This is a genomic window from Ruminococcus flavefaciens ND2009 (genome assembly GCF_000621785.1).
Lineage (GTDB): Bacteria > Bacillota > Clostridia > Oscillospirales > Ruminococcaceae > Ruminococcus > Ruminococcus flavefaciens_C.
The window spans coordinates 680855-694023 of record NZ_KK211346.1 but is presented as its reverse complement, the minus strand read 5'-3'; the positions used below and the strand labels follow the sequence as shown (position 1 = coordinate 694023).

Genomic DNA, 13169 nt, shown 5'->3' with positions numbered 1-13169 from the left:
ATATAATGAAAATAGGCGTTGATTACTATCCCGAACAATGGGACAGAGAATTATGGAAGGCTGATGCGGACCTTATGGCAAGAACAGGTGTCAGGCTGGTAAGGATTGGAGAGTTTGCCTGGTCGAGGCTTGAGCCGAAGGACGGAGAGTTTGATTTTACGTGGCTGGACGAGGCTATAAGCAACTTCTCACGCCATGCCATGGGCATAGTGCTGTGTACTCCCACAAGCTGTCCGCCGCTGTGGATGTACGAGACCTATCCTGATATAGTTCAGGTAGGTGCGGACGGCAGCAGGCTCCAGACAGGCATAAGAGCCCACAGGTGCCTTAACGCGCCAATGTTCCTTTACTACGCAAAGCGTATCACAGAGCAGCTTGCAAAGAGATATGCCAACAATCCCGCTATCGCTGCCTGGCAGATAGACAACGAGCTGGAGTCCTATCCCTGTACCTGTGAGGAGTGCCGCGGACTCTTCCGTGACTGGCTCATAGACAAGTACGATGACCTCAACAATATAAACGCTGCCTTCGGAAATATAGTCTGGAGCGGCGAATACAGTGATATATCGCAGATACAGCCGCCCAATGCCTACCCTAAGGCATGGCAGAACCCTGCACTCTGTCTTGAGTACAGCAGATTTTCGGCAGACATGACAGCTAAGTTCGCCAACGATATGGCGATGATAATAAAGCGCGAAAATCCCAGGGCAAAGGTGACCACAAACACTCTTTTCAGTGAGAATACTCCCGATTTCTATAAACTTTTCAGCAATCTTGACTTTGTCTCATATGACAATTATCCGCCTGTGAGACTTACCGATGACGAGGGAATGAGCAGCTCCCACGCCTTCTATCTTGATATGATGAGAGGCGTAAAGCAGAAGAATTTCTGGGTCATGGAGCAGCTCAGCGGACCTACGGGAAGCTGGATGCCGATGGGACCCACGCCCCGTCCGGGGCAGATAAAGGGCTATGCCCTCCAGGCAATGGCTCACGGAGCCGATACCGTCATGCACTTCCGCTGGCGTACAGCCAACAAGGGCGCCGAGATGTACTGGCATGGTCTTATCGACCACAGCAATGTTCCCGGGCGCAGATTCAACGAGTTTGCAGAGCTTTGCCGAATAGCTCCGAAGCTCAGCGTAATAGAGACCACGGAGCTGGTTTCCGACGTGGCTATACTGTATTCTCACGATAATGCTGCTGCATTCAGAATACAGCCCCAGACCGAAGGCTTCAGTTACTTTGAGCAGCTGAGATACTTCCACGCTGCCTTCTCTAAATATGGTGTGAACGTGGATATAGTTCCTCCCGATTCAGACCTTTCAAAGTACAAGGCAGTGGTTGCACCCTCAATGTACGTCTATGACAAGAATTCTGCGGAGAACATCTACCGCTATGTCATCAAGGGCGGCACTGTTATCATGACAGCAAGGAGCGGCGTCAAGGACCCCTGCAACAACTGCATAATGGAGCCCCTTCCTACTGTATACCGTGAGATGATCGGCGCCGAGGTCAGTGAGTATGACCCCATAGGCAAGGAGGAACAGACCATTGTTGACTTTGCGGGCAATTCCTACAAGTGCAGACAGTGGTGCGATATTCTTGAGCTGGGTACAGCCCGTGCCTACGCCGAGTACAGAGACAGCTTCTACAGCGGGAAGCCTGCCGTTACCATGAACCGCTATTGCAGCGGTGTTGCATATTATATCGGAACAGTCTGCCACATGGACTTCTATGAGAAATTCGCAGGAAATATCATGAAGCAGACAGGCATCCCCCGTCTCAAGGACCTTCCTAAAGGAGTGGAGGTCACTACAAGGACCAACGGTCTTGACGATTATATCTTCTTCTTCAATAACTCGGAGCAAGAGGCGGATATAACACTGCCCAAGGCAATGTTCAGCATTTTAGACGACACAGAGAAGGACAAGCTGAAGCTGAAGCCCTTCGATATGGAAATAGTCAGAAAGTAGGCACAGATGAGGATAGTTTTACAAAGGGTGACTTCTGCTTCCGTTAGAGTTGACGGCGAGGTCATCGGAAAGATCGGTACGGGATTTCTCCTGCTCTTCGGAGTCGGTCATGAGGACACCGAGGAGGACTGCCGCAGACTTGCCGACAAGATCTCGGGACTGCGCATATTTTCCGACGAGAACGACAAGATAAATCTTGACCTTGACAGCGTAGGGGGAGAGGTGCTTGTAGTTCCCCAGTTTACGCTGTATGCGGACTGCCGCAAGGGAAACCGTCCCAATTTCATACAGGCAGCCAAGCCCGAAAAGGCAAACGCATTGTACGAGTATTTCGTGGAGTATCTCCGCAGCAAGGGCAAGCACGTTGAAACAGGCTCCTTCGGCGCTGATATGAAGGTTGAGCTCCTCAATGATGGTCCCTTTACGGTGATACTTGAATAAAAAAGTCCCGACACATGAATGATCAGTCGGTAATACGATGCCCCGAAGCGCTTCTGAAACGCCCCGGGGCATTTTTTATCTGAGCTGAATAAACCGGTGGCAGCCGCCAAAACTTACCATGAGGTGATAAAATGGTAAGAAAAAGAGGAGAACACGGTGTTATACTGCTGACAGCTGCGTTTTTTATCGTCTTTGCAGTCCTTGCCTGCAATTTCTACCGTATTTCCTATGAGGGGGCAGCTATGCCTGCGAGCTACACAGATCACTCGGTCACTATAGAGGCAGGAAGCTGCCAGGGGACTATTTACGACAGGAAAATGCGTCCCATAGTCAACGCTGAGCAGCAAAAGGAGGCGGTGGCAGTTCCCTCAGCTCTGGACAGGGAGAAGACCGCTGCCTATGCTCTTGACAAGGAAAGCTTCTTTGATGATTTCGACAAGGGACAGCCCTTTGTGTTTCCCTGCACCGACAAAGCTCTTGAGGAGGATGGGCTGACTGTATTCAGCGTCCCTGTCAGGTATTCCGAAAACCAGACGGCGCGGCATATCGTGGGCTATCTTTCCGACGGCTCCGGAGCTGACGGCATAGAATACGCCTATGATTCACTGCTTCGCGGAGACCTTCCACAGAACAGTGTCACCTACAGTACCGACGGCTTCGGGAATATCCTCATAGGCGACGGGAAGAAGGTCTTTCGCTCAGAGTCCTATAAAAGCGGGGTTGTCCTCACTCTTGACAAAGATATACAGCGGATATGCGAGGAATGCGGCAGGAATATAGATACGGGCGCAATAGTATGTGCTGATATAAAAACAGGGGATATACTGGCAATGGCAAGCTTCCCCGGATATGACCCCGAGAATATGGAGCAGGCACTCAGGGACAGCAGGTGTCCCCTCATAGACCGTGCGCTGTACTCCTACAGCGTGGGCTCCGTTTTCAAGCTTGTCACAGCTGCGGCTGCCCTTGAGCAGGGACTGGGCGGAAATATGTACAGCTGCGTCGGCAGTATAGACATCGGCGGCAGACAGTTCAACTGCCACAAGCTGGACGGTCACGGCTTGCAGGATATGTCGGAGGCTATGACCAACTCATGCAATACCTACTTCATAGACCTGGCGCAGTGCCTGGATATTGAAAAGTACAGGCGGAAGGCGACATATCTTGGCTTCGGCAGGGAAAATTACCTCTGTGCAGGCATTACGGGCTCCGGAGGAGTGCTGCCAACCTGTGATGAGCTTTCCGTACCTGCGGAGCTGGCAAATTTTGCCTTCGGACAGGGAAGACTGACTGCAACACCGCTCCAGATAACTCAGCTTACCTGCGCAATAGCAAACGGCGGACGAATGCCTGTGCTGAGGCTAATAAAAGGACTGACTGCGGACGGGAGCGCGGTAAGCGGAGAAAAGTCTCCTCAGCTATCAGAGGTCATGAGCAGCGAGGACGCCGAAGCCCTCAGGAAGATGATGATACTTGCGGTCCGTGAGAACGACAATTCAAAGGCGAGGACCAGGAAGATAAGCGTGGGCGCCAAGACCTCAACTGCACAGACAGGCAGATACGACGAGAAAGGTGATGAGCTCTGCCACGCCTGGATAACAGGATTTTTCCCCGCAAGGAAGCCGAAATACGCAGTTACGGTACTCATTGAGAACGGCGGCTACGGCAATGACGCTGCCGCACCTGTGTTCAGGAGGATAGCCGAGAAGATGGCGGACCTTGAAAATGAGAAATAATCCAGTAATTTTTTTGTGAAATAGTTGACATTTTCGAAAAACAGCGTTATAATATATGTGTATTGCAATGACGGGATTGACTGTCTGTAAGCGGAGTACAGAGAGAAGGCGGCAGGTGTGAGCCTTTATCCGCAGGACGGGTGCTGCCCCTGAGCTACTCTGAGAAATCAGGGCGTATTTCTGCGTTAAGGATAATGAGGAAGGGGCTGTGCTCCTTCAAATTTGGGTGGTACCACGAGAGCCTTCGTCCCATTTGGCGGCGGGGCTTTTTTTGTATTGCTAAGTTTTATATTTTTATTAAAGGAGATATATTTATGCAGTGGACAGGTCTTAACGATCTACGTGAAAAGTATCTTTCGTTCTTTGAAAGCAAGAACCATACCAGAATGGCAAGCGCTTCCCTGGTTCCTCATGGCGACAAGAGCCTGCTTCTTATCAATTCGGGTATGGCTCCTCTGAAGAAGTTCTTCCTGGGACAGGCTACTCCTCCCAATAAAAGAGTGACTACCTGCCAGAAGTGTATCAGAACTCCCGACATCGAAAGTGTGGGCAAGACAGCTCGTCACGGTACATACTTCGAGATGCTTGGTAACTTCTCATTCGGTGACTATTTCAAGACAGAGGCTATCGAGTGGGCGTGGGAGTTCCTTACAAAGACTCTTGAGATCCCTGCTGAGAAACTCTGGATAACCATTTTCGAGAGCGATGACGAGGCTGAGCAGATCTGGGAGAACCACATCGGTATCCCTCACGACAGGATAATCCGTCTCGGCAAGAAGGACAACTTCTGGGAGCACGGTTCAGGTCCCTGTGGTCCATGTTCAGAGATCCATTTCGACCGAGGCGAGGCTTACGGTCCTTTTGAGAACTTTGAGCAGGCAAGCGACTGCGACAGAGTAATCGAGATCTGGAACCTTGTTTTCAGCCAGTTCGACAGCGACGGTGAAGGTCACTATGCTGAGATGAAGAACAAGAACATCGATACAGGTATGGGTCTTGAGAGACTTGCCTGTGTAATGCAGGGCGTTGACAATATCTTCGAGGTTGACACTGTCCAGAACATAATGAAGCACATCTCAAAGATAGCAGGCGTTGAATACAAGAAAGACGCCAAGACTGACGTTTCTCTCCGTGTTATCACCGATCATATCAGAAGCACTACATTCATGGTAGGCGACGGTATCCTTCCTTCTAACGAGGGAAGAGGCTATGTTCTCCGCCGTCTCCTGAGAAGAGCAGCACGTCACGGAAGGCTCCTGGGTATCACAAAGCCTTTCCTCTGCGATGTATGCGACACTGTTATAAACGAGAACGAAAACGCTTATCCCGAGCTTGCTGAGAAGCGTGACTACATAAAGAAGATCATCGGCGTTGAGGAAGAAGCCTTCGCCAAGACTATCGACAAGGGTACAGAGCTCCTCAACCAGTTCACTGACAAGCTTGCAGCTGAGGGCGGCAAGGTCCTCTCAGGTGACGATGCTTTCAAGCTCTCCGACACATACGGATTCCCCATCGACCTTACAGAGGAGATCTGCGAGGAGAAGGGCTACACTGTTGACCGTGACCGCTTCACAGAGCTGGCTAAAGAGCAGAGAGCAAGAGCCAAGGCTGACCACGCTGCAAAGGCAGGCTCATCATGGGCTGACAACAGCATAAAGGTAGACGCTCCCGCAACTATATTCACAGGCTATACAGACTTTGAAGCCGACAGTGCTGAGATACTCGCTATCTACAGGGACGGCGTTGAGGTGGAGACCGCTGTTGAGGGCGACAATGTAGTTATCGTTCTCGATGTTACTCCTTTCTATGCTGAGAGCGGCGGACAGGTAGGCGATACAGGTATGCTTCTTAATGGCGCAAATATCGCTGCTGTTGACGATACCATCAAGTCCGAGGGACACTTCCTCCACATCGCTACTATCGAGCAGGGCAGCCTTTCCAAGGGCGACAAAGTTACTGCTCAGATCGAAAAGGACCGCAGAATGGCTATCATGCGCAACCATACCACAGCACATCTTCTCCAGCACGCACTCAGACAGGTCCTGGGCGACCACGTTCACCAGGCAGGACAGCTTGTCAACGAGAAGGCTTGCCGTTTCGACTTCAACCACTTCAGTGCTATGACCGATGAGGAGATAGCAAAGGTGGAGGACATCGTAAATGCCGAGATCATGTCCGCATTCCCCGTAACCATGGAGGAAATGCCCATCGAGGAGGCAAGAAAGCTCGGAGCTATGGCTCTCTTCGGTGAGAAGTACGGCAACACAGTAAGAGTCGTTACCGCACATAACTCCATCGAGTTCTGCGGCGGTACTCATGTATCCAATACATCACAGATCGGACTCTTCAAGATAGTTTCCGAGAGCTCCGTTGCAGCAGGCGTAAGACGTATCGAGGCTGTAACAGGTCTTAACGTTATCGCTCTCCTCAACGAGTTCAAGAGCACTATCGCCAAGTCTGCAAAGGCTCTGAAGCTTGCAAACGTAAATGAGCTTCCCGAGAAGTGTGCAGCAATGGCAGCTGAGTCCAAGGAGAAGGACAAGAAGCTTGAAAGCCTTACACAGCAGATAGCTAATTCCAAGACAGCTGCTCTCTTCGATAACGCCAAGGAAGTCGGCGGAGTGAAGATAGTTTCCGCAAGAATGGACGGCTCTGCACCCGATGCACTCAGAAAGCTGGGCGACAGCGTCAAGGACAAGAATGATGCTATCATCGCACTCTTTGCCGGTACTATGGGCGAAAAGGGTACATTCTACTGCGTATGCACCAAGGACGCTGTTGCAAAGGGCGCTAACGCCGGCAAGATCGTCCGTGAGATAGCTGCCGTAACAGGCGGCAAGGGCGGCGGAAAGCCCGACGGCGCTATGGCAGGTGCAGGCGACATAAGCAAGATCGACGAGGCAATGGCTAAGTTTGCAGACGTTGTTGCCGATACAATGAAGTAATAAAGGTCAGATAACTGACCCATAAAACAGAGGAGGATCAATATGGACTGTTTATTCTGTAAGATAATTGACGGCGAGATACCAAGCACAAAGGTATATGAGGACGAATTCGTGTATGCCTTCAAGGACATTGCCCCTATCGCCCCCATGCACATACTCATAATCCCCAAGGTTCATATAACAAGTGCCAACGACATCACTGAGGAGAACTCCTCTGTAGTTGCCAAGGTATTTGAGGCAGCAGGAAAGATCGCCAGGGAGCAGGGCTATGAGAGCTACCGCATAATCAACAACTGCGGTGATGACGCAGGTCAGACAGTGAAGCACCTGCACTTTCACCTTCTCGGCGGCGTAAAAATGGGCTGGGGACCCGAGTCCCTCGGCAAAACTGAATAAGGAGCATTATTATGGCAGGTTCATATAAAATGACTATTGCAGGACTTGAGAGGGAGCTCCCTCTCTGTCCTCTCAATGACAAGATAGATATTGCGGCTTTCGTTATGTTCTCAGATGTAGAGCTGACAGTTGCAGCCGCAGAACAGCTCCTGGACAAGTCTCCATATTTTGACGTTATCCTCACAGCTGAGTCAAAGGGAATACCACTTGCATATGAGATGTCAAGACAGAGCGGAAAGCCCTATGTTGTGGCAAGAAAGTCCGTAAAGCTCTATATGACAGATCCAATTGCGGTAACTGTAAAGTCTATCACCACAGCAGCAGAGCAGACACTTTACCTCTCGCAGGAAAAGGTTGCAATGCTGAAGGGCAAGAAGGTGCTCCTGGTAGATGACGTTATCAGTACAGGCGAGTCTCTCATAGCTCTTGAAAAGCTCACAGCAGCTGCGGGCGGCGAGATCTCAGGCAGATCCGCTGTTCTTGCAGAGGGTGACGCAGCGGACAGGAAGGATATTGCTTTCCTCGAGAAATTACCGCTCTTCTTTAAATAAGGAATAGAATTATGAAGCGAAAAATGATTGGAGCTGCGGCAGCGTATATGGCGGGATTGTTTTTCGCTTCGTTTTTTTCAAATATCCCGTTTCTCGTAATACTTTCACTGATTCTGGCAGCAGCTCTTTTGATCGGCAGAAAATACGGCTTCAAAGCAGGAGACTATGTCATGCTTGCTGTATTCTTTGTGTCTGCGGTCTCGGTGTTCGGTATTTACACCGAAGTCCGCTACAGACCCGCCGCAGAAATGGACGGCAGGGAAGGCAGCTTCCGCGGAGAGGTCACCGAGGTATACCGATACAGCGGAAACAACTCCTCTTATATCCTTGAAGGCAGGATAAACGGCGATATTGCTGCTAAGATAAGCTTCTACGGCGGAGAGCTTGAGGCTGACCGCGGTGATATGATCACAATAGGCAGCTGTCAGTTCGCAAAGCCCTCAAAGGACTATCTTTTCGACAGCGAGAGCTATTACAGGTCTGATGGCGTATTCCTCACGGCTGTAAATGCAAAGGACGTTACAGCTGAGGCGTTCCGAAGCCGAAAGCTCAGACGTCTTATAAGCAGCTACCGTGAGCAGATCATATTTGATTTTGGCGTGGCTCTCGGCGGTGACAGCGGCGACCTGCTGGCAGGGATGGTCTTCGGCGAGAAGCGCGGCATGGACTATAACGTTAAGACTGCCGTGTATCGCTGTGGAATAGGTCATGTACTTGCGGTTTCGGGACTTCATGTCTCCGTGGCAGTTCTTGTGCTCATGCTCATACTGAAGCGCTGCCGCGTGAATAAGTACATCTCCTTTGCAGTAATGGAGGTGCTCCTGCTGTTTCTGACTGCTATGGCTAACTATCCCGTTTCAGCCATAAGAGCGGCAGTGATGATGAACTTCCTCTACGGAGCGCGGCTTTTCAGACGTCAGAACGACACCTTCAATTCACTTGCAGGAGCCGCTCTGCTGATATGCCTTGTGTCTCCCTATGCTATATATGATGAAGGATTTCTTATGTCACTGGCAGGTACCTTCGGAATCGGCGTTGCCGCACCCTGTATGACCAAGGAAATGCCCCGTGACACCTTCCCTCAGAGGGCGGCAGTCAGCTTTGTCACCATGCTGTGTACTACCGTCTGCGTGTTTCCACTGTCACTTTTGTATTTTGACGAGACCTCTCTTATCTCGCCGCTGACAAATGTGCTGCTGGTGCCGCTGTGTTCATTTTCCATGATTATCGGACTTCTCTACGCTCTCACAGGCGGAGTGGTTGATATACTGTTCATAGCGAAGCTCATCAATGACGCGGTACTGCGAATTTCAGATGCAGCTGCAAGGCTGAGGATAACTCACTTTTCCGCAGGCAGCTCCTATGTCATGTACGGGCTCATTATATGCGCAGTTATGGTAGTGTTTGCCTTTGCCGTTTTCAGAAGCAGGCGCTTCACTGTTGCAGCAGTTTCCGCAGCGGCAGTCTTCATGTTCGTGACCGCAGGTCTCATTCGCATGGAGCACAATGACCGTCTTATAGTTGCAGTGCTTGGCAGAGGCAACAATGCCGCGGTCGTGATAAATGACAGGGGAGCTGTTACCGTTGCCGACCTGAGCGGACACTATCGCTCAGCTGAGTATGTTCGGAAATATCTTACACGCAGCGGAATAGAAAGAGTTGATACGATCCTTCTCTCCAACAGGGCAGAGTCCGCTTACGCTTCATATCTTGGCGCATTTGAGTTCACTGATACAGGGAACTGGCTCGCCGAAGGTGAGAGTGCACCCCGTGAGCCCTATTCCGAGCTTCAGTATATGGGCGAGGACGGCTTTTCAATAGAGAGCCGCAGCTGCACCATATCTCTTGCAGAGGGTACTCTTACAATAAGCGGCAGAGACGGGGAAGTAGTCATAGAAAAGTCAGGAAAGGACGGCGCCGAAAGCAGCGGAATTACTGTGGTATACGGTAAAGCCGCCGCGGAGACCGCTCCCGACAACGTTATATATACGGACAAAGGCAACAATTTCGAGATATGGCTTTCTGACAACGGAAGCTTTGATATAAGGAGGCTGTAATGCCACAGACAGACCCAAAGACCATCAAGGCCCAGCTTAAAAAGGGCGAGCTGAAAAATCTGTATTATATCTTTGGCAAGAACGTTCCAGAGGTGGAAAAGCTGACCAGGCAGATAATAAAGGCTGCTGTGGGGGATAACGAGGACTTCGCACTCAACAGGCTTGAGGGACGGTATTTCGACATATCAGAGTTCTATGACATGATACAGATGATGCCGATGATGTCGGACTACAACTGCATTCTTGTAAATGATTACAACTGTGAGAAGCCCCGTGAAGTCATGGTAGGTCTCAAAGCTGATGATATAAACAAGAAGGTCATGGACGCCCTGAAGGATATACCGCCCCAGACCGTTGTCATCTTTAATGTCACAGGCTTTGAGGTGCCTGTTAAGAACGATTTCAAAACGGGTAGATCGGTTATCAAGGACAGGAACAAGAAACTTTCCGATCTCGCTGCCAAGGTGGGCGAGTCGGTGGAGTGCCCCATAAAGACGGAAAACGAGCTTGCAAAGGATATAGCTGCCAGCGTCTCCGCAAGGGGCAGTCTTATCTCTCTTGACAATGCCCGTGAGCTTGCGGAGATGTGTCAGTCCGACACCCTCACTATCCGCAATGAGATAGACAAGCTCTGCGCCTACGCAGGAAAGAACGAGATAACCTCTGATGTTCTGCATAACCTGGTACACAGGCAGAGCGACGCCACTTTTTTCAGGCTTGCAGACGCCGTGGCAGCCTTCAACAAGCGGGCTGCCTTTGATGCTCTGGACGAGCTTATGCAGGACAGGGATAATCGCGGTGCGGTTCTCGCCAACATAACCGGTTCCTTCATAGATATGTACCGCGCTGCCTGTGCAAGGAAGAAGGGCAGACAGATAGCTGATGTCAAGGCGGATTTCGGCTATATCTGGGAGTTCAAGGTAAAGAACGCCTTTCGTGACAGCTCAAGAATGAGCATAAGAAGGCTGCGGCAGTGCATAGTGATACTGCGCGACACCAATATAATGCTGAATTCGGGCAGCTGTGACGAGAAGGTTGTGCTTGAACAGACCGTAACAAAAATGCTCATGACGAAGAATTAGCGGAGGAGAACATGATAAAGATAGATGAAGCCATAATCGTGGAGGGAAAGTACGACAAGATCAAGCTTTCCTCCATAGTTGACGCAGTTATCATAATCACCAACGGTTTCGGCATTTTCAAGGATACGGAGAAGCTTGAGCTTATCCGATATTACGCAAAGAAAACGGGTATAATCATACTCACCGACTCCGACGCCGCAGGAAGAAAGATACGCGGCTATATCAAGGGCGCTATCGGCGACGGAAGGATAACCAATGTTTATATCCCCGATATTTTCGGCAAGGAAAGGCGCAAGGTAAAGCCCTCTGCGGAGGGGAAGCTTGGCGTTGAGGGCATGGATACGAAGGTGCTTCTGGAAGCTCTTGAGAAGTCGGGCATAACGGCTTCAGAGGGCGGAAAGCGTTCGGATATAACCAAGCTCACTCTCTATGAGCTGGGACTCAGCGGCGGCGAGAACAGCCGTGAGCTGCGGGAAAAACTACAGGTCCACCTCGGTCTGCCGAGACAGCTTTCCGCAGGGGCTCTCATAGAGGTGCTTTCCACCATGATGGACAGTGCGGGCCTTGCACGTATCACAGAGGAGATAAAGGAGGAGAGCAATGGTATATAGCAGTCTGCTGTTCATATACGGTTTCCTGCCCGTTTCATTACTGCTGTACTATATCACGCCTAAGAAGCTTCGTGAGATGGCGCTGCTTTTCCTAAGCGGGGCGTTCTGCTGCCTTATAAGCCTGTATTTTTTCATATTTGTTGTAGCTTTTGCGGCTGTCAACTACATCTTCATGCACCTGATAAGTCTTTCGCGCAGAAACGAAAAGGTTGCGGCAGTTCCTCTTGCGGCAGGTATAATCATAGACCTCATTGCCGTATTCGCCTTCAGAACAGAGTATTTCACCTGGCTCCACAGAATGATAAGGGCGCCCGGGAGCTTTTATCCCGTGGGAATTTCCTTTTTTGCCCTGGGAGCTATAGGTACTCTCATAGACGTCTACAAGGGCAGGATAAAGGCTGACAGGAACATGGTGCGTTTTGCGCTGTATATCATGTTTTTCCCAAGGCTTATCATGGGACCTCTCCTAAGGTACAGGGTATTCACCAATATACTGAACAACCGAAGGGAGACCCTTTCTGGCATGGGTGTGGGAATGACAGTATTCGTGAAGGGACTTGCCAAAAAGGTCATAGCTGCGGACAACCTTTATATGCTTTACACAGCTGCCTTCAGCACATCCGTAAAGGAAATATCAGCACTTACTGCCTGGCTGGGAGCAGCGGCATATATACTCTGCCTTTACTTTGTGCTCTCGGGATTTGCGGATATGGGTACGGGAATTGCATACCTCTATGGACTGAAATTCCCCCAGAGCTTCAACTATCCGCTGCTCAGCATAAGGCTCAGATACTTTGCAGCCCGCTGGCAGTCCCAGGTCACACAGTGGCTCAGGCGCTATATAACCAAGCCGATTTACAGCGTATGCAGAAAAAGATGGATGCGTGAGGCAGTATTCGTCTTAGGCTGGGGACTCTTCGGCTTCTGGTATACCGTTGACCTTAACGGTATCATCTGGGGCGTTATCATCGGTACGGCTGTAATTATCGAGAGCAGGTTCCTGAGAAAAAAGATAATGAACCCTACAGGGATCATCTATACATTTCTGACGGTCATTATAGCAGGAGTTTTCCTGTCGTCGGATAGCGCGGGATATTCGGTGAGCTACCTTTTTGCCATGGTGGGCGGTAACGGAGCTATAGCAGATACCCAGGGATTTTACCTTTTCAAGTCATATATAGTGCTTCTGCTCGTGACCATGTACGCTTCCACGGATCTGTTCAGAAATCTCATGACACGTTCGGAAAGGAACAGGGTAAGGACTGCGATAATGGCGGTCTCACCTGTTCTTATACTGGCGGTACTCATTGTTTGTACTGCTCTTATGTCATACAGCGGAAGCTCGGATATGCTTCTGATGAAGCTGTAAGGAAG

10 protein-coding genes and 1 other annotated feature are annotated in these 13169 nt (G+C 50.3%); all 10 genes read left to right on the top strand.

The features are described 5' to 3' along the window. Window positions 1-5 precede the first annotated feature (5 nt). The 10 genes from T488_RS0110050 to T488_RS0110005 all read left to right on the top strand — a co-directional run bounded on the left by T488_RS0110050 (window position 6) and on the right by T488_RS0110005 (window position 13164). The gene (locus tag T488_RS0110050) at window positions 6-1976 is read left to right on the top strand and encodes a beta-galactosidase (RefSeq protein WP_028520679.1); all 1971 of its coding nucleotides are present in this window, start codon (window positions 6-8) and stop codon (window positions 1974-1976) included. 6 nt (window positions 1977-1982) lie between these two features. Beyond that, a complete protein-coding gene (gene dtd, locus T488_RS0110045) occupies window positions 1983-2417 on the top strand; it encodes a D-aminoacyl-tRNA deacylase (protein ID WP_028520678.1) in 435 nt (144 codons plus the stop codon). A gap of 131 nt (window positions 2418-2548) precedes the next feature. Then, window positions 2549-4153, top strand: coding sequence for a peptidoglycan D,D-transpeptidase FtsI family protein (locus T488_RS0110040; protein WP_028520677.1), 1605 nt, complete (start codon window positions 2549-2551; stop codon window positions 4151-4153). A gap of 58 nt (window positions 4154-4211) precedes the next feature. Then, window positions 4212-4408: a binding site (T-box leader), on the top strand. A gap of 59 nt (window positions 4409-4467) precedes the next feature. Continuing rightward, the gene (gene alaS / locus T488_RS0110035; RefSeq protein WP_028520676.1) at window positions 4468-7098 is read left to right on the top strand and encodes an alanine--tRNA ligase; all 2631 of its coding nucleotides are present in this window, start codon (window positions 4468-4470) and stop codon (window positions 7096-7098) included. Window positions 7099-7140: 42 nt separating this feature from the next. Then, complete coding sequence (locus T488_RS0110030; protein WP_028520675.1) at window positions 7141-7494, top strand: histidine triad nucleotide-binding protein; 354 nt, start codon at window positions 7141-7143, stop codon at window positions 7492-7494. An 11-nt stretch (window positions 7495-7505) separates the two neighbouring features. Further along, on the top strand, window positions 7506-8045 hold the full coding sequence (locus T488_RS0110025; RefSeq protein ID WP_028520674.1) for a phosphoribosyltransferase family protein: 540 nt from the start codon (window positions 7506-7508) through the stop codon (window positions 8043-8045). A gap of 11 nt (window positions 8046-8056) precedes the next feature. Then, the gene (locus T488_RS0110020) at window positions 8057-10102 is read left to right on the top strand and encodes a ComEC/Rec2 family competence protein (protein ID WP_028520673.1); all 2046 of its coding nucleotides are present in this window, start codon (window positions 8057-8059) and stop codon (window positions 10100-10102) included. Next, a complete protein-coding gene (holA, locus tag T488_RS0110015) occupies window positions 10102-11184 on the top strand; it encodes a DNA polymerase III subunit delta (protein ID WP_028520672.1) in 1083 nt (360 codons plus the stop codon). Before T488_RS0110020 ends, holA begins: the two co-directional genes overlap by 1 nt. A gap of 11 nt (window positions 11185-11195) precedes the next feature. After that, window positions 11196-11795 carry a toprim domain-containing protein gene (locus T488_RS0110010; RefSeq protein ID WP_028520671.1) on the top strand — a complete coding sequence of 200 codons (600 nt, stop codon included), beginning with the start codon at window positions 11196-11198 and terminating at the stop codon, window positions 11793-11795. Then, window positions 11785-13164 (top strand): hypothetical protein, encoded by a 1380-nt coding sequence (locus T488_RS0110005; RefSeq protein ID WP_028520670.1) that lies wholly within the window; start codon window positions 11785-11787, stop codon window positions 13162-13164. The genes T488_RS0110010 and T488_RS0110005 overlap by 11 nt, the downstream gene beginning before the upstream one ends. Window positions 13165-13169 lie beyond the last annotated feature (5 nt).